Origin of the sequence: Pseudomonas sp. GV085 (genome assembly GCF_003050925.1) — a bacterium.
GTDB lineage: Bacteria > Pseudomonadota > Gammaproteobacteria > Pseudomonadales > Pseudomonadaceae > Aquipseudomonas.
In genome coordinates, this window is sequence record NZ_QAOV01000001.1 from 295091 (window position 1) to 318476 (window position 23386).

Genomic DNA, 23386 nt, shown 5'->3' on the forward strand with positions numbered 1-23386 from the left:
CATGTGAACGGTGATCCACACTCACCGAAACGCCTGCGCCAATGTTTCCCCCTTGGCTCAAATCACCAGCGTGTTCTTGCGCCGCTGCACGGGTGGCGGATCAAACAAGTCGTTCTCATCGAACGCAATGGTGTACCAGATGCGATAGCGTTGTTCCCGGCGCAACGGTTTTTCTTCCGGCGGATTGCCCTGCAGCATTTTTTTCGCCAGCACGGTGTGTGTCGGCCGGCCGGCGGCGTCGTAGAACTGCTGGTCGTGGTAACCCGATTCGCGGATCGAGGCGTCATTGATGTAGCGATAGGCGCTGGCGAAGTAAGGGCGATAGATCCGCACGGTTTCGCCTTTGTTGTTGTACTCGACCCGTTCGCTGACCCGCCAGCGTCGGGCCGCCTGTTCTTCCTTGGGCCGGCCGTTTTCGTCCGGTTCGAGTTCGCCTTTGTCGTTCACCACCCAGGCCAGGCCGGGTTCGACTTCCTGCTTGCTTTGCAGGGAACGGCCGAAGCCATCCCAGCAGGCGATGGCTGCGCGGATTTGCAGCTCCGGATCGCCGGGGTAGCGGTCAGCCTGCAAGGTCACGACATGCACCGGGTCGCGATGTGCGTCGTCGAGGTATTGCTGGAGTTGCCGCTCGTTCGCCGAAGGATTTTGCAAGCCTTCGAGGTGCACGCGAGCCCGGCTGCACAGGTGACCGTCGGGCAATACAAAACCTTCAGCGCGGGCCCAGGCCAGCCAGGGCGCGGGCGCTGCCGGGGGGACTTTACCCATCCAGCTGAAGGGCGCAGAGAAGGTCGCCGTCGCGTAGTTGCCGATGGCGTTGTGTTTGTCGGCGATAGCGCCGGCCGGGGTGCGATCTTCCGGTGGCTGGTAACCGCTGAGCGGGTCGAAACCGACCTCGACGCCCAGTTCCGTGCCGTAGAAGCTGGTCACCAGCACTTCGCCGAACGCGTTGTAGCGGGCTTCCTGGGTGTTCTGATTGGGGTCGATGATGCCTGCGGGCAGGAACGATCGGTAGTCGATATCGAGGATGCTGGTAGTGCAGCCATCCGGCAGGGTGATGGCGGTGCTCAGGCACCAGTACTCGTCATACGCGACGGTGGTGATACCGTGGCTCTTGGTCTGCTGGAACTTTTCGACGTTATAGAAACCTGCCAGGCCGTGGTAAGTGGGGAAGCTTTTGCGCACGGACCACAGGTAGTTCTTGGCATCGGTCGGGTCTTCGGGGTCACCCGCAGGCGCCGGCGGCAAGAACAGATCCATGATGTGGTAACCGACTTGCGGCGATTCGAGTTTCTCCTTGAGGTTGAACGGCATGTCGCCATTTTCGTCCTTGAGCTTGTCATAGGCGCTCAGGGCGTTGGCATCCAGTTCGGCGGTTTCCTGATAGTCGGGCAGGGCGGTGGGGATCAGGTTATCCGGCTCCAGTAATTCGCCTGTGGCCGGATCCTGATAGCGTTGCAGCGACAAACCGGTCAGCACCGCTTTGGCTGCCCAGGTTCCTTCGTCATCGGCCCATTCCAGGAAGTTTTCGTGGTTGATGTCGACAGGTTCGAGTTCATCCTTTTCCAGGACCAGCGCATTGGCGCGCTGACGATAGGGCAGGCCCAGACGCCAGCCGTCTGGGGCTTCCAAATGCCGATACTCGGCTTTGGCCTCGGTCAGATACCAACATTGTTGCGCTTCGTCGTGGGCGTCCAGCCACCATTTGTTTTCGTAGTCTTCATCGCTCTCATCGCCGGGCTGATCGACGTGGAAGGGTGGGCTGTCCTTGTCCGTTTTGCGCCGGGCGTAGTGCACGACAAAACCGTGGGTAAGGCTGCCGAATTTGTCCCATGCCAGATTGAGGGTGTGCTGCACCAATGGGTCGTCCGCCAGCTGCGGCTCGTATTGGTAGGCAATGCTTTCCAGTGCCAGTGACTGCAACACGGCATAGGGGTGATTCTTGCCTTTGGGGCGCAATTGGCGAATGAGAAAGCGGGTCTCCTGCACGGTATAGGGCACGGCTGTTTCGGGATCATCGTCGGCGGCAAACACCTCCGCGCGCAACACCGAGCCGCTAAGGGTGCGGGCCATCTCGCGGGCGAGGTCTTCATCAGGGCTGATCACGCGTCCCGCTGCGTCGCTGAGGTGATACTCGTGCAGCAGCGTCGTGCGCAGCGGCTCTGCGTTCGTGTCACCGTCGTAGTAACCGTCGTCGCGCATGTCGATGGCGCGGCCGGTATGGAACCAGGTTTTACTCAGAATCGGCGCAGTGAAACCCGGGTTCGAACGCTCCGCCGCCGAAGCTTCGGTATCGGTTTGCAGCAGCAGGCCAAAGCCCCGGAACTCGCGCTCGTAACTGTCGTAGAAACCCTGGCGGTAGGAGAAGCGCTGGGTCAACCGATTGCCGGTGATTTCATCGAGTTGGGTCTGCTGGCTGACCAGGTGCATGGCGAACGGCAGATGAGACACTGGGGCTTTGCCTGCTGCAATAAGTTCGGCTTTTTCGTCCAGCCATTCCTGGGCCGAACTGCGATAACTCACCCCCGTCACGGCACCCATGTTGTTGTGGCTGGCATTCACCAGATACGGCTTGGCGCTGACAAAATCGTAGCGCCAGTGCCGGGGTTCCATGTGTGGCACGGTCAGGATCAGGCTGGAACATCCCAGCCCCTGCAGGTCGGCGATGCTCACCTGGCAGAAGCGGTCGTAACGCACGCCTTGCGGCCATGGCATTTTCACATAGTCCTCTTCGAAGCCTTCGCCGCCGTGATTCATGTAGATCCGAAAACCGTCGGACTCCAGGTAGATCAGGTCAACCGCGCCCGAGCCGTCCAGGTCCGCCAGCCGCACGCGCGACGAATCGAACTCTGAATACTTGAAATTCAGCTCGCAAAGGACGAAACCTTTGCCGAATTTTCCATGGCCCAGATTCGGCCAGCATTTGACTTCGTTGTGGCGGATGCGGATCAAGTGTTGTGTCGCGCTGCCCAGTGGATCGCTGAAAGCCACCAGTTCTGTCTGGGCACTGCTCAACAGGGGCAGCGAGTCATCGTCATGAGGCACGTTGTCCCCATGGCTGAACCCGACTGCACGACGGCTTGAATACAGCCGCACGCTACGAGGACCGATCAATGCCAGGTCGGTCAGACCGTCGCCCACCAGGTCCGCCAACTGCGCCATGGGATGAAAAAACTCCGTGGGGAACGCTGCATAGGCCACGAAGTTCGACCAGGATCGGTCGGGATTGAGGGTGAAAAAGCCGGACAGGCCAGGCTGGGCGATCACCCAGTCGAGCTTGCCGTCGCCGGTCAGGTCGCTGAGGGACTGGCGAATCGGTTTGCTGCTGTCGGCCACGGGAATACCGGGCAATAGCGCCCAGTCGCCATAACTCACATCATTGCCGCCCGTGTCGGCGCGCAGCGGTTCGCGGTAGTACCAGGCCTTGTCACTGCTGAACAGCACCCCGGGCATGCCCTCGCCATACAAGTCCACCAGTTGATAACGCTGGCCGTCATTGAGACCGGGCATCTGCGGGAACTCGCGGTACCCTTCGCGCTGGGGGTCGAGTTCAAACGGGTTGTAGAAAAACTCCATGGGCGGGCGACTTTCCATCTGGCCCTGATTGTCATAGGCCTGGATGTGCGCCGCAATCAGATGGTTGTAACCCAACGGGCTCTGACGGTGTTCGAGCAGCAGGCGCTGGACCAGCACCGGGTCGCTGCCCAGTTCTTCGGTGAACTGATGGAACATCAGGACCTGACGGCACAGACGCCGGGAGCCCAATTCAAACCCGTAGGCGTAATTCCAGAAAGGATCCTTGCGCGGTGCCCCCCACTCGCCGCGTTCTATCCCGGGGAGGTCGTAAACCGGCACTTGTGTCAGGCCGGCACTGCGTTCGCCGTAGTCAAACAGCAAATGGAAATGCCAGATCGCGTCTTTCCAGCCATCGGCTTTCCATGCATAAAGATTGGCGTTGGCCTGGGCATTACCGTACAGAACCCGACGCAGGTAACGCTGGCTGCGGTAGTCGCGGAACTGCGGAGCGGCCGGCTCCTCGACTTCCGCCTGATACAGGTACACCACATGTTCACCGCGCAGGTTCAGGCTTTCATCGATCAGCCAGACACCAACATGGGTTTTGTCTTGTGGATCGGCCCGGCGTGATGCCTCGGTTTTTCCGTAGCAATGCAGGCTGCCATCGGCGCCGTGGATCAACCAGAAGCCCGCCGGATTGTCGGCATCGTCCTCTTTGGTCCAGTGTTCGATCAGATCGAAAGCGCCTTCGACCCGGGGCCAGTAGCGTACGACATGGTGCGTGCCGATCTGAACGCCGTTGTACTCGGATACCGCTTTGGAGATCAGTTTGCCGTCGTCACTCTTCTCGGGCATCCACACGTCACCGCCGGGGCCGACCACCTGATCATTGCCTTCGTATTTCGGCACACCTTTGGTGGTGCGCAGCGTGATCGCGTTGGTGGTCAGCCGCCAGCCGATGCCGAATGGACTGTTGCCGACATCGCTGCTGTAGCCCAGACCCAGGGCCGGGACCAGATCGCGGTTGGGCGCCTTGCTGATCGGCAGCGGCAACTCCAGCGACGCGGCACCGCTGGTGCCCACTGCGCCCCAGCCCTTGCCGATGCTCTGGATGGCGCCACCGCCTTTGGGGAGGGCGGGGGCGTTGATGTCGAGGGTGCCCTGCTGTTCAGTCGCCATGGAAGTGTCCGCCGTGACAGAGAATGCATCGAGTGCCTTCAAGCTATCAGCGAGGCTGGCGGCTGTAACCTGTCAGATCTGACAGGTCACCCCGGTATTTTTAGAACAAACGGTGCGCTTGTTTCGGCCTTTGATTACTTTTTTCATGCGTAAAAAAACCGGTCTGCCGTTGCCGACAGACCGGTTCTTACTGTGCGATGTCAGTGCTTACTGCACTTCCACCGCCAGGCTTTCACTGATCTTTTTCTGCCAGATGGCGGGACCTGTGATGTGCACCGACTCGCCCTTGCTGTCGACCGCAACGGTCACAGGCATGTCCTTGACGTCGAACTCGTAGATCGCTTCCATGCCCAGTTCGGCGAAAGCGACTACGCGGGACTTCTTGATCGCTTGCGCCACCAGGTAAGCCGCGCCGCCCACTGCCATCAGATAAACGGCCTTGTGGTCCTTGATCGCTTCGATCGCGGTAGGGCCGCGCTCGGATTTGCCGATCATGCCCAGCAAACCGGTCTGTTCGAGGATCTGACGGGTGAACTTGTCCATCCGCGTCGCGGTGGTAGGACCGGCCGGGCCTACCACTTCGTTACCGACCGGATCGACCGGGCCGACGTAGTAGATGAAGCGACCCTTGAGGTCCACCGGCAGGGTTTCACCCTTGTTCAGCATCTCGACCATGCGCTTGTGCGCAGCGTCGCGACCGGTGAGCATCTTGCCGTTGAGCAGGACGGTTTCGCCCGGTTTCCAGCTCTGCACTTCTTCCGGGGTCAGGGTGTCGAGGTTGACACGACGGGCCGACGGGCCGGCTTCCCAGACGATTTCCGGGTAGGCGTCCAGCGGTGGCGCTTCCAGCGAGGCTGGACCTGTACCGTCGAGCACGAAGTGCGCGTGACGGGTGGCGGCGCAGTTCGGGATCATGCACACCGGCAGCGAGGCTGCGTGGGTCGGGTAGTCCATGATCTTCACGTCGAGCACGGTGGTCAGGCCACCGAGGCCCTGGGCACCGATGCCCAACTGGTTGACCTTCTCGAACAGCTCCAGGCGCATTTCTTCGATGCGGTTCTGTGGGCCACGCGCTTTCAGCTCGTGAATGTCGATGGATTCCATCAACACTTCCTTGGCCATGACCGCGGCTTTCTCGGCGGTACCGCCGATGCCGATGCCGAGCATGCCTGGTGGGCACCAGCCGGCGCCCATTTCCGGAACGGTTTTCAGTACCCAGTCGACGATCGAGTCGGACGGGTTGAGCATGGCCATCTTCGACTTGTTCTCGGAACCGCCGCCCTTGGCCGCCACGTCCACTTCCACGGTGTTACCCGGAACGATGGAGTAGTGGATCACGGCCGGGGTGTTGTCCTTGGTGTTCTTGCGAGCGCCCGCCGGGTCGGCGAGGATCGAGGCACGCAGGACGTTTTCCGGCAGGTTGTAGGCGCGACGTACGCCTTCGTTGATCATGTCGTCCAGGCCCATGGTGGCGCCATCCCAGCGCACGTCCATGCCGACACGGACAAACACGGTGACGATACCGGTGTCCTGGCAGATCGGGCGGTGGCCGGTGGCGCACATACGCGAGTTGATCAGGATCTGTGCCATCGAGTCGCGGGCCGCTGGCGATTCTTCGCGCAGGTAGGCCTCGTGCATCGCCTGGATGAAATCCACGGGGTGGTAGTAGGAAATGAACTGCAGGGCGTCGGCAACGCTCTGAATCAGGTCGTCTTGCTTGATCACGGTCATGGGTCGCGCTCCTCTAAAAGACGGGAACATTCAATAAGGTGCTTGCAGCTTGGGTGCATCGGTCGGTTGCAAGCACCTTTCAAGGCACGCCGGGCAATCTGGCGCGACGCTAAAAAGGCGCGGCAGTATACCGCGCCTCGGTTCGGTGCACACCCGCCGGTGGTCAAACCTTGGTCGCATTGTCGTGACCGATCCCAGTAGGAGCTGCCGCAGGCTGCGATCTTTTGATTTTGTTTTTAAGATCAAGATCAAAAGATCGCAGCCTGCGGCAGCTCCTACAGGGGAATCGGGTCAACCTGAAAATTGAATGGTCATTTATCGGCCACGCCACTAAAGTGACATGCGGTCTGTAGAGTAGGACGCTCTGTCAGTCTCCTTTCATTCGGTGAATCTACGATTGACCCATAACGCCATCCAGCGCCTGTTGCTCAAACGTTTCGCCCTCGCGGCCGGCACCTATGCCCTGGCATTGCTGTTGCTGTGGCTGGCGTTTTTTACCGGTCACTACGACGCGCCGCTTTCCAGTGTCTCCGTCGGCAGCGCACTGGTGGTGAGCAGCCAGGTCATCCTGTTCGCGGTGTTCTACAGCGGCTACAACCTGCGTTTCGCCGACCCCAGCCTGACCGAGGCGCAAGTGTTGCTGGGGCTGGGGTGGCAAACCTGGCTGATCGCCCATCTGGACGAAGCCCGGGGTGCGTTTCTGGTGTTTTACGTGCTGATCCTGTTGTTCGGCCTGTTCCATCTGTCACGCCGGTCCCTTGTACGGTGCGCGCTGCTGGTGTTCTTCAGTTTCAGTGCGATCACGCTGTGGGAGGGCTACCACTTCCAGCTGCCTGACCCGGCCATGGCGGTGCTCCAGGTCTGTGTACTGCTCATCGTACTGGTGTGGCTGGTGCTGTATGCCCGCTATGTGCAGGCTTCGCGACAACGCATGCGCCAGCGACGATTTGCGTTGCAGGCGCACCAGGACACCTTGCGCGGGATGATGCGCCAGCTCGAAGACCTGGTCGCCACCGACGAACTCACAGGCCTGTTCAATCGCCGGCATTTCCTGAGCCTGGCTTCCCGCGAGTTGAACGCTATGGACGCCGGTGTGGTGCACGGCCTGGCGCTGATCGACCTCGACCATTTCAAGCGCATCAACGACCTGCACGGCCATGCCGCCGGCGATCAGGTGTTGCAAGCCTTTGCCGGCGTTGCCACCGCTTGCCTGCGCGACGGTGACGTTCTGGCCCGTTACGGCGGTGAAGAGTTCGTGGTGCTGCTGCCCGATTGCGATGCCGACAGTTTGACTTCGTGCTGCGAGCGGCTGCGCATCGCGTTCACCGATGTCGAGTTGATCGGTCTGAATGTGCGCAACCTCAGCCTGTCCGCCGGCATGACCCTGCTGGAGTTGGGCGACGATCTCGATGACGCCTTGCAACAGGCCGATCAGGCGCTCTATCGCGCCAAGCGTGACGGCCGCAACCGATGTGCGGCGGCGTGGGAGAACGTCGATGCCTGAGTTGCGGGTCGGTGAACTTCGCTGGTCGGTAGCGACGGGCAGCAATCTGCTCGACGTGCTGAACCAGAACGGCGTGCCGGTGCCCTACAGTTGCCGCGCCGGCAGTTGTCATGCGTGCCTGGTGCAGTGTGTGCAGGGCTTGCCGAGCGACAGCCGTCCGGATGCCTTGAGTGCGCAGCAGCGTGAACAGGGCTGGCGCCTGGCGTGCCAGTGCCAGGTGATCGAGGACTTGCAGGTGCACGCCTTCGACCCGCAAACCGATGGCCGACCGGCCGAAGTGGCTGCCGTCGATTGGTTGAGCGCCACGGTCCTGCGTCTACGCGTAATCCCCCAGCGACCGTTGCGCTATGGCGCCGGCCAGCACCTGGTGTTGTGGGCGGGTAACGTGGCGCGGCCGTATTCCCTCGCCAGCCTGCCGCAAGAAGACCGTTTTCTGGAGTTTCATCTCGATTGCCGCAAGCCCGGGGAATTCAGCGATGCCGCCAGGCATTTGCGCATCGGCGATTCGATCCGTCTCGGTGAGCTGCGCGGCGGTGCCTTGCATTACGATCCGGACTGGCACGTCCGGCCATTGTGGTTGATGGCGGCCGGCACCGGGTTGGGACCATTGTTTGGCGTCTTGCGCGAAGCGCTGCGGCAAGATCACCAAGGCGCCATCCGCGTCATCCACCTGGCCCATGATGCCGATGAGCACTACCTGGCCAAACCCCTGCAAGCCATGGCCGCCAGTCGTCCGAACCTGAGTGTCGAACTGTGGACCCCGGCCGAGTTGCCGGCGGCTTTGGCGCAACTGCGGCTTGTTTCGCGGCAAACCCTGGCCTTACTCTGCGGAGCCCCCGACAGTGTCGACGCCTTTGCCCGGCGCCTGTATCTGGCGGGATTGCCGCGCAATCAACTGCTGGCCGATGTGTTCCTGCCCCGTGGTTGAGCGCTGACTTTTCAGACGCGAGACCTGCCATGACCGATGCCATCGAAGTTGAACGCGAACGCGGCCTGTTGACCCTGCGCCTGAATCGCCCGGACAAGAAAAACGCCCTGACCCGCGCCATGTACAGCCACTTGGCCGAGGCGCTGAAACAGGCCGACAGCGACCCCGGGATCAACGCCGTGCTGATCACCGGCTCTGCCGAATGTTTTACCGCCGGCAACGACATCGCCGATTTCATCCGGCAACCACCGAGTGGCCTCGACAGCCCGGTGTTTCACTTTATGCTCAATCTGCTTGAATGCCGCAAACCGGTGATTGCCGCCGTGGCCGGAGCGGCGGTGGGCATTGGCACGACGATGCTGCTGCACTGCGATCTGGTTTACGTCAGTCGCGATGCACGTTTGCGCATGCCGTTCGTCAACCTTGGCCTGTGCCCGGAGTTTGGTTCCAGCCTGATCCTGCCGCGTTTGCTCGGGCAGGCCAGGGCGGCGCAGTTGTTGCTGCTCGGTGAGGGTTTCAATGGTGAACAGGCGGCCGCGTGGGGCATTGCGTCCGAGGCGCTGGGCAGTGGCGAGGAAGCCTTGGCCAAGGCGCGGGAGATGGCGTTGCGCTTTGAGTCGCTGCCACCGGAAGCGGTGCGGATCAGCAAGCAATTGATGAAAGCGCCGGATCGGGAGTTGATCCGCAAAGTGATAGAGGAAGAGGGTGCTTTGTTTACTCAGCGGCTGCGGTCGCCGGAGGCTTTGGCGGCGTTGACGGGGTTTATCAATCGGCATTGATTTTTTGGGGGCAAGGCTGGCCTCTTCGCGGGCCGGATCAGGCAATACAAAAAAAGGGTCAGAAAACAAAAAGCCCCGCCATTCACATGGCGGGGCTTTTGTTTTTCAGCAACCGGTCACTCAGACCATCGGATCGCCAACGTGCAGGATCTTCATGCCGTTGGTGCCGCCGGTGGTGTGATAGCTGTCGCCCTTGGTCAGGATGACCCAGTCGCCTTTCTGTACTACGCCGCGCTTGACCAGCTCGTCGATCGCCTTCTGGCTGACTTCGTTCGGCGCCAGGGACGCCGGATCGAACGGGATGGTGTACACGCCACGGAACATTGCCGCGCGAGCCTGGGCTTCGCGGTGTGGGGTGAACGCGTAGATCGGCACCGAGGAGCGGATGCGTGACATGATCAGCGGGGTGTAGCCACTTTCGGTCAGGGCGATGATCGCCTTCACGCCCGGGAAGTGGTTGGCGGTGTACATGGTCGCCAGTGCGATGCTTTCGTCGCAGCGCTCGAACTCTTTGCCGATGCGGTGGCTGGAGGTCTTGCTGGTCGGGTGCTTTTCGGCACCGATGCAGATACGCGCCATGGCCTGGACGGCTTCCAGCGGGTACAGGCCGGCGGCACTTTCGGCCGAGAGCATCACGGCATCGGTGTAGTCGAGCACGGCGTTGGCTACGTCGGACACTTCAGCGCGGGTCGGCATCGGGTTCTGGATCATCGACTCCATCATCTGGGTCGCGACGATCACCGCCTTGTTGTGGCGGCGTGCGTGCAGAATGATCTTCTTCTGGATGCCCACCAGCTCGGCGTCACCGATTTCCACGCCCAGGTCACCACGGGCAACCATCACAGCGTCGGACGCCTTGATCAAGCCGTCGAGGGTTTCGTCGTCGGCCACGGCTTCGGCGCGTTCGATCTTCGCCACCAGCCAGGCGGTGCCGCCGGCTTCGTCGCGCAATTGACGGGCGTATTCCATGTCGGCGGCGTCACGCGGGAAGGACACCGCGAGGTAATCGACTTCCATTTCCGCAGCGAGCTTGATGTCGGCCTTGTCTTTTTCAGTCAGGGCCGGAGCGGTCAGGCCGCCGCCGCGACGGTTGATGCCTTTGTGGTCGGACAGCGGGCCGCCGATGGTCACGGTGCAGTGCAGTTCGGTGGCGGTGGCGGTATCGACGCGCATCACCACGCGGCCGTCGTCGAGCAGCAGCTCGTCGCCCACGCCGCAGTCCTTGACCAGGTCCGGGTAGTCGATGCCGACCACTTGCTGGTTGCCTTCGGTCAGAGGATGGCTGGTGGAGAAGGTGAATTGATCACCGATCTTCAGCTCGATCTTCTTGTTGGCGAATTTGGCGATACGGATCTTCGGGCCTTGCAGGTCACCCAGCAGGGCGACGAAGCGGCCGTGCTTGGCGGCGAGGTCACGCACCAGCTTCGCGCGAGCCTTGTGCTCGTCGGGGGTGCCGTGGGAGAAGTTCAGGCGGGCGACGTCCAGGCCAGCCAGAATCAGCTGTTCGAGAACTTCCGGCGAGTTACTGGCCGGGCCAAGGGTAGCGACGATTTTGGTACGACGGACGGACATGCAATGACTCCTGAGTTCAAGCGCTGAGTGAGGCTACTACGCTCCGATGTTGTAGTCATTGTTCGTTTGCACTACTTATTCGCTTGTTTCTTTAACCGAATACTTTCGGTTGCAGGCAGCCTGAAGATTTTCGCTCACGGGTCGATACAGAGCTCAAGACAGGAGAACCCCCATGCGAATCGTGCTCATAGTCGTCCTTACCCTCAGTGTTGTGGGCTGCACCCGTTGGTCGATGAACCATCATTTGAATAACGCCTACAGCGCCTATGACCGGGGCAATTGCGAGCAGGTGATGCTCGAACTGTCCAAGGTCGAACGCGACAGCCGCGCGCGGCCTTACGTGTGGCCGGAAGTGTCGATGATGCGCGGGCTGTGCCTGGAGCGGCAGAAGATGTATATCGATGCGGTTCAGACCTATCAGTTCATCATCGCGTCGTACCCGCAAAGTGAATACGCCTTCCGCGCCCGTGCCCGCATTGAAACCCTGCAGAGCCTTAACCACTACCCGACGCACAGTGCAGCGGCTGTTAAACCGACGCAGTTCTGATGGCAGTAACCCTGTGAACGCTGGCTCACTGGCGGTGGTGAGCTATAGTCCAGGGAACCGGTTTTAGAGCTTTGCTTCTGAACCGGGGCAACACCTGTGACCGGCACAAGCAAGACTCTGCGCTGTCAGGACGGCGCACCGGGAGCGGGGAGAGCGGGCAAAGACTTGATGCACGCCCGTTCCGAAGCAGTAGTGCGGCTCTGCTTAAGAGCCTGGCATAGCGAAATTGCACATGTTCACCGACCGCCGAATCGAGCGGCATCAACTGCCGTACTTCTTGAAAGTGTTCAACGGCATCACCGGCAAACCCATCGGCAATCTGGGCAATGTTTCTGAAGACGGGCTGATGCTGATCAGCCAATTGCCGATGATGATCGGCGCCGACTTCAACCTGCGCCTGAAAATTCCCGCCAGCGAAGGTGGCCAGCAGATCATCGAATTGCAGGCCTGTTGCCTGTGGTGTCACGAAGACGTAGCCCCCCAACATTATGACGCCGGTTTCAGCCTGCAACGGGCACCGCCGGAGTATGGGCAATTGGTGGAGGCGTTGAAGCTGTATTTCAGTTTTCAGCCATTGCCTGCCTCTGCATGACACCGCAAAAGATCGCAGCCTGCGGCAGCTCCTACAGGACCGGTGTCCATACGCAAAATATGCGGCGACCACGGTCGGTGTAGGAGCTGCCGCAGGCTGCGATCTTTTGATCTTGCTGTTACATCGTCTTGATCGCTTGCTCGTTTTCCACCAACAACAACCCCAACTCACTCGACTGATAAATCGCGACCATTCGTCGGGACTGTCACAAATGACAGATGTAATACCCCCATGGTTCCGCGTAAAAAAACCGCAAGCAATCGCTCTTCCGCTTTCAGGTGTATTTAGAGCGCACACCTTGGCCTGCTGGAGATTCATGATGAGCAAGGACTACTTCAACTCACCCCTCAAACAACTTTTCGAGTTGGCGCCAGGCACCCTCGACCACTCTGTCCAGGTCAACTGCGAGCGCTTTATCAACGAGGGCGGCTCGGTTTTCGAATTGTTGAAAATGGGGCGTGAGGGGGTGGTGCAGACGTTCACGTTGAGCAGTGATGAAGCGCAAGCGTTGCTGGACAAAGCCAAGAGCCTGGCGGTGCACAGTGCCCGTGAATATCGTGAACAACGACTGGTGAGGAAGGGGCCGCCTAATCCGCTGCATCGCACCGGGATCAGGGCATTGGTGGATACGCCCAGCTTCGACGATTTGTTCAACCCGGACTGGGAAGCTGCTGCCCCTGCACAAAGCCTGGATTCGAGCATTTCCCCAGCGGCCTATTTTCTGCGGCTGGTAGAACTCGCTCGAGCGCTGGAAGAACGAGCCGTAAAAAAGAAGTTCACCTTCGAAGCCCGGCGGCCCGATCTGACATCGCTCATCATCGATCCGACCAGCGCCTTTCAGATCAAACCAACCATCACTTTGGTCAATGAAGTGCTAGAAAGCATTATCAAGAATCACCTCGCTCCGCAATTGCTGGAAGGTCAGGTTGTCGATGACAAATTACTGGAAACACGGTTTCCGCATCGCTCCATGCCCTTCGAGTGGTACGCCGAGCAATACAAAGTGGTGCTGGCGAAGAACAAGCTCTCTCTGGGCGAGGTGGTGCGATCGATCGATCACACTGCTCCCTACTTCAGACGGCCTGGCGTGCGGGGTGATTTTTCGGATATTGCATTGCGTCAATCGTGCAATCTCGGACCGCAGCAGCAGCGTTTATTGATCGAGAATTTTGTTATTCCCGGCAACGCGGCGGTTTTTTACACAAAAAACTTTGGATCTACTGCTGACAAACTTAAGGACTCGGTACATTTCTGCGCGCAAACCTCGATTGATGCGAAAGCATTGACCTCGCTGTTGTCCATAGAAGAGTTTGTACCAAAACAATCCAGCAACGTCAGCCTGCCAACCACGACGGCGACGGTAACGCCCAAAGAGTTTGGTTCGCGCTACATTAATTATGGCTTGGCAGCGGCGATGGACCTGTCGGATCCGGCAGATGGCACACGCCAATTCGTCCGGCACGATCTCAATCGCTTTGACCGGATGAACCGCATACTGCGTCTGAGCCGCTGGCTGGACCTGCCTCCAGACCAATGTGATCGACTGATCATGGCAGCGTTCAATGCCGAAGTACGGGGCGATTTCGTTGACCCTGCAACCCGATTGAAGGAGTTGGCAGACAGACCCTCCAGAATTACCAACAATACCCTTCGAGTCATCGGCTTGTTCCAGGAGTTCCGTCTGCAGTTCAAGTGCACTGCAGAGCAATTCGCTGCATTGATTGACGAGATTTCCCCTTGCGGTCGCGGAGAAGAATTGTCTCAGTTCGACCGCATTTTCAACGTCCAGGCCTTGTTCGACGCGCCGCTGAAACTGGATAACCGCTTTTTCGCGATCGAGCCTCAAACCCGCAACGACAAGCGCACCGTCGATCAGATTTGCAGCAGCCTGGGCCTCAACCAGGAAACCTGGCTATACCTCGCGCGCTTCGTCGCCAAGAGTTATAACCAGCGCGACGAACTGCAGTGCAGTCTGTCGGTCGTGTCTTCATTTTATCGCTTGGTACTGCTCGCTTCTTTTTTGCGCATCAACCCGATAGAACTGGCAGCCTTGCTGGAAACCTTGAGTGAGCGCGGTGCAAGCGAAGTGGTGCAACGACTGCTCGGCGAGCCTCGCCTATTGATCAGCGGCACCGGTGGCGTCGGTGATGTGCTGAGTGTTATCCATGCGGCACAAACCTGTGTCCAGTGGTTGCAGGAAAACGACCTGACTGTGACCTGGCTGGTACAGCATGTGGCTCAGGTGATTGCTCCCCCCATGGCCACTGAAGCAGACGTCATGTTGCTGCAAGAAATCCACGGGCGATTGCAGCCGGTGCGGCTCACTGAAGAAGTCTTCACGGCAGCGGGTGTTCCACAGAACAACGCCGTCCCTTCGCGAGGTTGGCTCTCTCTACTGGATCAACTGGTAGATGCCGATGGCCTGGTGTCGAACCTTCCCAGCGATGAGAACGATTACGAACGGGCCGTTGCCGAGATTCAAGCGGCAGTGGCGGACGCGAAATTACCCGAAGCCGATGTGGATAATGCCCGCGCGGTCATTTTGGCATTGGTGCTGCAGGCCCGGGATGCGCAATGCGCAGTGATTCAGGAAAGTCTGTCTGTGTATTTGAGTGTGTCACCAGATGTGGTGTTGCCGCTGCTCAAATGGGTCAACAAGGGTGGTGTTTACCTGTTGGTGATGGAAACCACACGGGCACTCGCAGCGGTTACTTCGGGGGCCGATAAAATCAATGTTGGTGATGATGTGCTTAACCTGCTGGAGCATCTGGTAAAGCGGGCCGAGGTCGTTAATAAGTTGTCGTTGAGTTCCGCGATGCTCGTAGCCCTGACGACGCGACGGAACTGGCAATGGTTCGGCCTCAATGATGCGCAAGCACTTACCTTGAGTACGTTGTATCAACTGACACTGTTTCAGCGAGCTGTCATGCACACCGGGCAGCCCGCCCAAACGCTGTTGCAATACCTGGAACTGGTCAACGCTTTACCGGCCATGCTGACGCCGGAAGATCAGCGGCTGATCCGTGATTCCGCCGCGACTCGACTGGCGGTGGTGCTGAAGTGGGGCGTCAGGGAGGTGCTTGAATGCATCCTCTATTTGAGCCCTGCGATGCCGATCGTTCGTGACGTCACCACGCTGGATGCCCTGCTGCGCATTCGTGGGCTGGCGACCCGCAGTGGGCTGGATGCGAAAGCCATTATCCGATTGGGATCGCTCACTCCAGACAGCGACACCCCCGCCTATCGTGACGTGGCGGAACACGTCCTTGAGAGCCTGTCCGAGTCGACGGTAGAGGGGCAATCCAGGGAAATTGGCGAAATCGGCCAGAGCGTGACTCACGAAATCCGCTGCATCAATGACACCCTGATAGCCAATGCTGAGAATCAGGTTGCGCTGGTCGAGTTGTGCTTGCGTGATCTTGCCAACCGACCAATGCCGAATATCACGGTTCAGTGGACCTCCGACCGCCCCGGTTTGCTGGAGGATATTTCAATTACCGATCATGAGGGCCGTGCGGTCATTCGCTTCAGGCCAGAAAAAGGGACGTGGATGGGCGCGGTGCAGATCAAAGGCTCTTATGGTCTGGCTCAGGTGGTTTATGCACCGAAGATCATTGTCGACTGCGATGAGTTCTCGCTTGGCTTTGACCTTGGCGGCACAACTGATCCAGAACCAGACGAGACGTTTCTGGCGGGCGGCGAAGGGATCTTTCCGGTGTGGGTGCGTCTTGTCGACGAGCACTCCAACCCAGGGGTTGGTCGTACCGTGACGTTTTCAGGACAGGGCGTGGTGGCTGATCCTCTAGTGGCAATTACAGATGCGGAGGGCATCGCCCGCACCCGTGTCAGAAGTATTGAGCCTGTTGAAGAAGCGAGTCTGGTGGCCAGTTACAGCACCAAGGATTCGAAGGTCATCAACAACATCACCTTTGTCGACAAGCCGTCTATCACTCTCCTGGAAGTGGTGTCGATGGCCGTGGACGGGGAGCCACTGGTGCTTCGTTGCCATGTGTTCGGGTTGGGCAGGCTGCCGTCCCCTGGTGTGTCGGTTGGCTTGTACCTCGATGCTGCAGAGGAGCCGATTGAAACAAAACTCACCACTGAGGAGGGGATCGCGGAGTTCACCGTGCCTGACGTTAAAGCAGGGAAACAGACATTTACCGCCAAGGTCGAGATGGACGAGCAACAGCTTGAAATCGATGTGGCCAAATCGGCGGTTATTCACGGAGAGTCTGCGGACTATCGGTTCCCTGTGGCAGGTTCAGGTACGCCTACCTTACTGTGGGTCACGGTCAGAGAGGAGTCGCATAACCAGTCCCGGTTCATTGCCAACTGCCCGATTTTGTGGAGCGTTGCAGGTCCGGGTGGAGAACCGCTGGCATCTGTCAGCATCCCTACCGACGCAATTGGGCGCTCAACCTACCCCTTCGAGGTTGATGTGGCTGGAAAGTATGACGTGACCGCAGTTCGTGAGGCTGGCGCGGAGGACCAGCGCATATTCGATCTTCAAGTCGTTCCGGCCATTGACTGGACGTTCACGTTGACCGACACCACGACAAGTATTCCTGACAGCAGCGTGCCACTGGCCTTTATCAGAGGTCATCAATACAAGCTCGTAATCAACTTGCCTGATGGCGTCGACCTGGAAGGGGCTCGTGCGATGCTGGCGTGGGACAGTGATTTCTCGGCGAAGGGGATGGGAATGCTGTTTACCCCGGCAACCGGTGCCTATGTAGCGATCGGCGCCAATGGCACGCCCCTCAGTTGGGATATTAGTTGCCAGAATCTGCGCAACGGCGCCTTCGATTTGACCTTCTACTGCGATCGACTTGATCAGCGCCTGATATTGCCGGGTCGCCTGGATGCACCACCTCCGGTGGTGGCGATTCCTGCCCAAAACGCTGAAGTGGACGTTCAACCGGAGCTCAGCGGTACGGGTAGTTCCTCGGCGCAGATATATGTATTTGAAGGTAAGCAGGGCGCGCTGCTGGCAAGAACCAGCGTAGGCGCTGACGGCAACTGGAAAGTAACGATTGCCGAACCACTTTCAACAGGGCCGCATGTGTTCTCGGTCAAACAACGACACATCGACACAACCGAAGCATGGGCGCCGGATGTTCACGTGCACGTTGGAAAAAAGTCATTGATTAATCCCTGAACACTTATTGCTGAATATTGAACGGGTGTTTTTATTGAAACTGCCGGGTGCATGCTGCATTCAGGAGCATTAAAAAATGATTAACTCCATCATTGGTACATTGGAAGAAAGGCGCTGCTCGGCCTTGGCGGATTTTTATTTGGGGCAAGTGACGCCCAATGATCCTGATGCCAAGGAGCTTAACCTGACGTCGTTGGATGACTTATATCAATATTTGTTATTGGACAGTCAGGTTGGCCAGGAACCCGATACTTCGCGGCTGGCTGAAGCCATTGCTTGCCTTCAACAGTATATAGGTGCTGTCTACGGTGGTCTGGAGCCTGGTCATGCAACAGAGTTTACTCAAGAAGAGTTAATTGCCTGGCATCGGCGCTATTGCAATATCAGTGATTGGGCCGGTTATCAGATGTTGCTCGATTATCCGGAGAATTGGTTGAATCCGACGTTGCGTCTTGGAAAGTCCGATTCGTTCAAGGAGTTGGAGAATAACCTGAGTCAAAGTACGCTCAATGAAGCGGCTGTAAAAACGGCGCTGTTTGAGCATTTGAAGAACTTTGAAGAGGTGTGCAATCTCGATCTGGTTTCGGGCTATATCAATAGTATCGATGGTGTGGGAACTGGAAAGGGCCAGAGTTTCAAAAATGCCGATTATTATTTTATTGGTCGGCAAAGGGTACAGCCTTTTGGCTATTTCTGGCGCAAAGCCCATGTTGATTTAAACAGTAATAGCAAGTTTCTTGACCCTGCGGCTTGGACCGAGTGGGCCCCCATCACTTTGCCAACTGCGAAGGATACGGTGGAAATGCGCCCAGTATTTTTCGCCGGACGCTTGATGGTGGTTCAGGTTGAGCGTTTGGAAATGGTCGATTTTACGATCGAGTATGAAGGTGGTCATCTTAAATTAAATGGTTGGTGGGAGTTTGAGATAAAACTTTCCTATCTGGCTGCGAACGGAGTATGGTCGACCCCGACGAGTCTGGGGAAAAAGAAGCTGAAGCATTGGTTTGGTGACCCTTCAACGAAGTTGGCAGTTGTGAATTATGCTGGCGACAAAAGTAGCGATGACAGGTTGGTTATATGTTTTTCTGCTCAGGACCCTTATGAAAAATGGGATTATTTTTTCGCGGCGAGAAATTCGATATTCGATGACGTGCTGGGTTCCGGCGAAGACTTTAAGTCGCTGATTGCTGACCCATTCGCTGACACCCGTTTGCAACATAATTTGAAAAATGGTGCGGTCACCCTCGGTGATGCACCACAGATCAGCAAGCAGAAATCCGGGGCGCAGTTCCTGGATATTTCAAAGTTGAATATCACCGACCTCAAATGGATTCGCCTCAATTCTCTTTTTGCTCCGGAACTGGTAGCCAAAGCGGCTATCTCCATTGATGACATCTTGAGTCTGGTTACTCAGAACACAAAAGAACCATTGCCGGTTGAAGGCATAAATGACGAAATTAGATGGGCTCCCATCGATTTCAACAGTGCCCACGGCACTTTTTATTGGGAACTGTTCTTTCACCTGCCATTCCTGATTGCCCATCGGCTCTGCGAACAGCGCAACTACCATGAGTCGCAACGCTGGTATCAATACATATTCAACCCGCATATTCGCACCGAAAGCACCCGCGAAGCGGTTCCCGGTGAGCAGTTCTGGTTTTGTCGCCCATTGCTGGAAGAGGGCAGTATCAGCTTCGAGGCCAAAGGGTTGGTTGACCCTGATGCCATCGCCTTTTCCAATCGCATTCACTATCGCAAAGCTATTTTCATGGGCTACGTGCGTTGCATCATCGCGCATGCCGACTCGCTTTATCGTCGATTGACCCGCGACAGTCTGACGGCAGCAAAACTGCAATATGTGCGTGCGTTGTCACTGATGGGGGCGGCACCCACAGCAAAAGCCATGAGCCACTGGAAACCGCAGTCAGCCAAAGACATTCTTGACGACCTGGCAGAAACCGTTTCACCCCTGGAATCGTTCGCGGGAACACTTGATGTCGACGTCGCGAACCTGCCCGCCCGCGTCGAGGGCACACCCGATTTTGAAGTATTGAAGCTGGGTGTCTTTCGTCCATTCACCAACGAGCAGTTGCTGGACACCTGGAAGTACATTGACGAGTGCTTGTGGAACATGCGGCATAACCTGACCATCGATGGCAAACCGATGATGCTGGCGCTGTATGCTCCGCCGACGAATCCACTTGATTTGCTTCGCGCCCAGGCTGGCGGTTCATCGGGGGCAACGCGCAATGCGGGCGGGTGGAAGACGATTCCGCATTATCGGTTCCGTACCCTGCTGTCCACGGCACAAAACGCAGTGCAAACGCTGATCGGCTTTGGTCGGGAAGTGCGTCAGCTGATGGAGCAGAGTGACCGTGGGCAGTTGGAGGAGCTGCAGCAGAGTCATGTCATCGCACTGGGAGCACATGCCAGGACCATTCAGGAGGAAACGATCAAGCAGATGGAGGCATCGCTGCAGGGGCTTAAACAAAGTCAGAAAATGGTTGAAGAGCGGGCGCGGCACTATAGGGATATCAGTGCCAGCGCGCTTTTGGTGCCGGAAATAGCTGGGGACCTCGCTAACATTGGAGGCAGGCTAACGGCTGCCGTAGCCGCAGCGCCAAATACTGCTGCAGCTGTTGCGAGGGCCATACCAAATATTTTCGGTATGGCGTTCGGTGGCTCGGATATTGGGGCACCGCTGGACGCCGTATCTCATAATTTGTACGCAGCTAGCAGTTTACAATTTGCAATCGGCGACATTCTACATCGATCAGCTTTTTATGCCCGTCGAGAACAAGAGTGGGACTTTGCAGAAAGACAGGCCAATAGCGAGCTGCTGGTCCTTCAGGAACAGCTGACGGCACAACAACACTCTCTCAACGCAGCGAGAAGCAGCCTGGCGCAAACACAAAAAGCCAATGACCAGGCCCAGGAAATTTTTTCCTTTTACAAAACCCGGTCCACCAATGTTGAACTCTATCGTTGGTTGCTGAGCCAGATGGCCACGTTGTACTTCCAGGCTTACGACGCCGTGGTGGGCATTTGCCTGAGTGCGCAAGCCAGCTTTCAATACGAGATGGGCGATTTCGACACGCAGGTCATTCGCCCTAATGTCTGGATGGATCATCACCATGGCCTGAGTGCGGGCGAATCCATGTTGCTTGACCTGTTGCGTCTGGAGCGCATGTATCTTGAGCGTAACGAACGCCGGCTGGAGCTGACCAAAACCATCTCTTTGCGCGATCTGTTCGAGAAAGCAGAGTTCATCTCAGGGAAAGACTGGGCAGCGGTGATAGCCGAACTCAAGAATGGCAAACTTGAATTTAACTTTTCCCAAAGATTATTCGACAGTGATTATCCCGGCCATTACTGCCGGCAGATCACGAGTGTCTCGCTGTCTCTTCCCGCGGTGCTCGGTCCTTATCAGGATGTTCACGCCATTTTGACGCAAACCGGCAGTACCACAGTACACAAAGCCGATATCGACTCACTTGACTGGTTGTATGGCGACGGAGAGGAAATGCCACCGCCGGGGATTTTTCTGAATCCGCGCCCCAATCAACAACAGGGAATCAGCCACGGTCTGGATGACTACGGTTTGTTCCAGCTGAGTTTTGGTGATGAACGCTACCTGCCATTTGAGGGAACAGGAGCGGTATCGCATTGGCACTTCGAATTACCACGACCCAAATCGCCAGACCAGATCAAACTGATCGACAGCCTGACAGACATCATAGTGCACGTGCGATACCTGGCGAAGGTCGGAGGTTCAGCCTACACCAAAGCTGTTCTGGACAAACTGGGTGATTGAAGAGGGACTGCCCTGAGAGCTTTGGGGCATTAGTTTGACAACCGGGTCGAATTCATCGACTTCGCAACTGTTGATTGATAGAGGTGAATGCATCATGAGCGATGACGAAATCAAAGGGCGCAATTTGATTTTACGCGGCAACTTTCCCGCAGACTGGAAGAACTCCTGGACGCATGATGGCGTGGGAAACGCAGTGATACAGAAAGATGAGAGTGTAGGTAACTACGTGGCAATGAATAGCCGTGCAAAGGTGGAGCAGAAAATGGCTACGCCCACTTTTTCTGAATCTCAGATGACGGGAGTGGCGTATCGGATTGCCTTTATGTATGAAAACTATCTCGACGGCGAGAATTCAAAAGTCGTGGTGATAACCAGCAAGGGAAAAGAATCCATCATTGATCTGAGTGGCAGGATTGCTAATCAGCCGCTTGCCGATTGGAACTACTATGACCTGAATAAGCTGGATGATTTTGAGGCGGGGGATACCGATTTTACTGTGCAGTTGCATGGTTCTAGCAAAGCCGGTACGGCCGCACTGCGTATGGTAAATGTTGAAGTGGATGTGAAATTAGTCCCCCTTGCACTAAAAACTATCCAACTCGACGACAGGGTTTACCAACCGCAGAGCAGGCGTGTTTTATCGTCGAGTTGAATGACCGTCAACAACGCCCCCTAGATCGATCCTGCTTTTTTTCTACTCAGGTAGTGTGTGACCAGAGCAGGGCCCAACTGTTCAGGTCGGGCATCCACCACCTGCACTCCATGAGCACTCAACCGCTCATGGAGTTCTGCCCGTGCATTCAGGTAATCAACCGTGCCGCAATAGGCCAGTGCCTCCTGCAAGGTTTGCACCGGTGTATGGCGCAGACTGTCGAGCACGTCTTCCCTCAGGCTGGCGACTATCACCCGGTGCGCCTTGCCCATGCGATTGACGGCGGTCAGCAAATCTTCATCGTCCTCAACGCGCAAGTTGGTCACCAAGACCACCAGCGCCCGGCGCTGCTGCCGAGCCAGTAACAGGCTGGCAGCGGCCTGATAATCAACACTGTGGTGAGTGCTTTCCAGGTCATAGACCGTGTTGAGCAGTGTGTTGAGATGGCTGGTGCCTTTTACCGGTGCAAGGTAGCGCGGCTGTTCGCTGGCAATTGTACTCAGCCCCACCGCATCGCCCTGCCGTAACGCCACGTAGCTCAGCAACAGACAGGCATTGAGGGCGTGATCGAAGTGCGACAGCTCATCATCCTGGCTGCGCATATGCCGGCCGCAGTCGAGCATGAAGATAATCTGCTGGTCACGCTCATCCTGATACTCCCGGGCGATCGGTGTACGTTGGCGGGCAGTGGCTTTCCAGTCGATCTGGCGCAGGCTGTCGCCTTCGCGAAACTCCCTTAGCTGGTGAAACTCCAGACCCAGGCCGCGACGTTGTTTTTGGCGCACGCCGAGTTGGCTGAGCCAGTTGTCCACAGCCAGCAATTGTCCGCCGTAGAGGCGGGCGAAGTCGGGGTAGACGCGGGTGTGGTCGGTCACGCTGAGCAGACGTTTGCCGGACCACAGGCTCAATGGGCTCGGCAGGTTTATTTCGCAATGTTCGAAGCTGAAGTGGCCTCGCTTGAGCGGGCGAAGGCGATAGCCAATCTCGCTGTGCTGGCCGGGCTGAAGTTCGACCGAAAGGGGAAGGTTTTCGAAGCTCAGGCCGTTGGGCACATGGTCGAAGACCTGAATGTTCAGTGGTTGGGGGAAGTCATGCACGACTTCCAGTCGCACTTCGCTCCAGCGACCCAGCGCCAGGCTGCCACGCATTTGTCGTCGTACGCTGGGGGAGGGCAGGCGTTGGAGGCGGATGGCGTCGAGTATTGCCAGGGCCAGCAGCGCCAGCAGCAATCCCCAGTTGATCGACAACAGGCTTGAAGGAACGGCGACGTCCAGCGCCCGCAATGCACCGAGCACGATGCCGATAACCAGCAGCAGTGCCAGCCAGATCAACAGCAGGCGCGAGGGTTTCATGGTGTAACACCGTGCAGCCAGATCAAAAGATCGCAGCCTGCGGCAGCTCCTACAGGTGCACAGCG

12 protein-coding genes are annotated in these 23386 nt (G+C 57.7%); 8 read left to right on the forward strand and 4 right to left on the reverse strand.

Annotation, left to right across the window (positions count from 1 at the left end; all coding sequences use genetic code 11):
- Positions 1-57 precede the first annotated feature (57 nt).
- A complete protein-coding gene (locus C8K63_RS01410; protein WP_108215061.1) occupies positions 58-4692 on the reverse strand; it encodes a SpvB/TcaC N-terminal domain-containing protein in 4635 nt (1544 codons plus the stop codon).
- 207 nt (positions 4693-4899) lie between these two features.
- Entirely contained in the window at positions 4900-6423 is a 1524-nt protein-coding gene (locus C8K63_RS01415) for a fumarate hydratase (RefSeq protein WP_108215062.1), read from the reverse strand.
- 397 nt (positions 6424-6820) lie between these two features.
- On the opposite strand from C8K63_RS01415, the gene C8K63_RS01420 reads away from it, so the two are divergent.
- From C8K63_RS01420 to C8K63_RS01430, 3 genes are read left to right on the forward strand one after another with little or no spacing between them, the layout of a single operon-like run.
- The gene (locus tag C8K63_RS01420; protein ID WP_108215063.1) at positions 6821-7927 is read left to right on the forward strand and encodes a GGDEF domain-containing protein; all 1107 of its coding nucleotides are present in this window, start codon (positions 6821-6823) and stop codon (positions 7925-7927) included.
- Positions 7920-8855, forward strand: coding sequence for an iron-sulfur-binding ferredoxin reductase (locus C8K63_RS01425; protein WP_108215064.1), 936 nt, complete (start codon positions 7920-7922; stop codon positions 8853-8855). The genes C8K63_RS01420 and C8K63_RS01425 overlap by 8 nt, the downstream gene beginning before the upstream one ends.
- Positions 8856-8884: 29 nt before the next feature.
- On the forward strand, positions 8885-9634 hold the full coding sequence (locus C8K63_RS01430) for an enoyl-CoA hydratase-related protein (protein ID WP_108215065.1): 750 nt from the start codon (positions 8885-8887) through the stop codon (positions 9632-9634).
- Positions 9635-9754: 120 nt separating this feature from the next.
- Here the strand turns inward: C8K63_RS01430 and pyk are convergent, their stop codons facing one another.
- Positions 9755-11206 (reverse strand): pyruvate kinase, encoded by a 1452-nt coding sequence (pyk, locus tag C8K63_RS01435; RefSeq protein ID WP_108215066.1) that lies wholly within the window; start codon positions 11204-11206, stop codon positions 9755-9757.
- 172 nt (positions 11207-11378) lie between these two features.
- Between pyk and C8K63_RS01440 the strand changes: the two genes are divergently transcribed.
- The 5 genes from C8K63_RS01440 to C8K63_RS01460 all read left to right on the forward strand — a co-directional run bounded on the left by C8K63_RS01440 (position 11379) and on the right by C8K63_RS01460 (position 21969).
- Positions 11379-11753 (forward strand): tol-pal system YbgF family protein, encoded by a 375-nt coding sequence (locus C8K63_RS01440; RefSeq protein WP_108215067.1) that lies wholly within the window; start codon positions 11379-11381, stop codon positions 11751-11753.
- A gap of 232 nt (positions 11754-11985) precedes the next feature.
- Positions 11986-12345 (forward strand): PilZ domain-containing protein, encoded by a 360-nt coding sequence (locus C8K63_RS01445; protein WP_108215068.1) that lies wholly within the window; start codon positions 11986-11988, stop codon positions 12343-12345.
- A 319-nt stretch (positions 12346-12664) separates the two neighbouring features.
- Entirely contained in the window at positions 12665-17503 is a 4839-nt protein-coding gene (locus C8K63_RS01450) for a Tc toxin subunit A (protein ID WP_158273918.1), read from the forward strand.
- Between the two features lie 76 nt (positions 17504-17579).
- Positions 17580-21317 carry a neuraminidase-like domain-containing protein gene (locus C8K63_RS01455; protein WP_108215070.1) on the forward strand — a complete coding sequence of 1246 codons (3738 nt, stop codon included), beginning with the start codon at positions 17580-17582 and terminating at the stop codon, positions 21315-21317.
- A gap of 94 nt (positions 21318-21411) precedes the next feature.
- On the forward strand, positions 21412-21969 hold the full coding sequence (locus C8K63_RS01460) for a hypothetical protein (RefSeq protein ID WP_108215071.1): 558 nt from the start codon (positions 21412-21414) through the stop codon (positions 21967-21969).
- 20 nt (positions 21970-21989) lie between these two features.
- On the opposite strand, the gene C8K63_RS01465 is transcribed toward C8K63_RS01460, so the two are convergent.
- Entirely contained in the window at positions 21990-23321 is a 1332-nt protein-coding gene (locus tag C8K63_RS01465; protein ID WP_108215072.1) for a DUF58 domain-containing protein, read from the reverse strand.
- Positions 23322-23386: the final 65 nt, after the last annotated feature.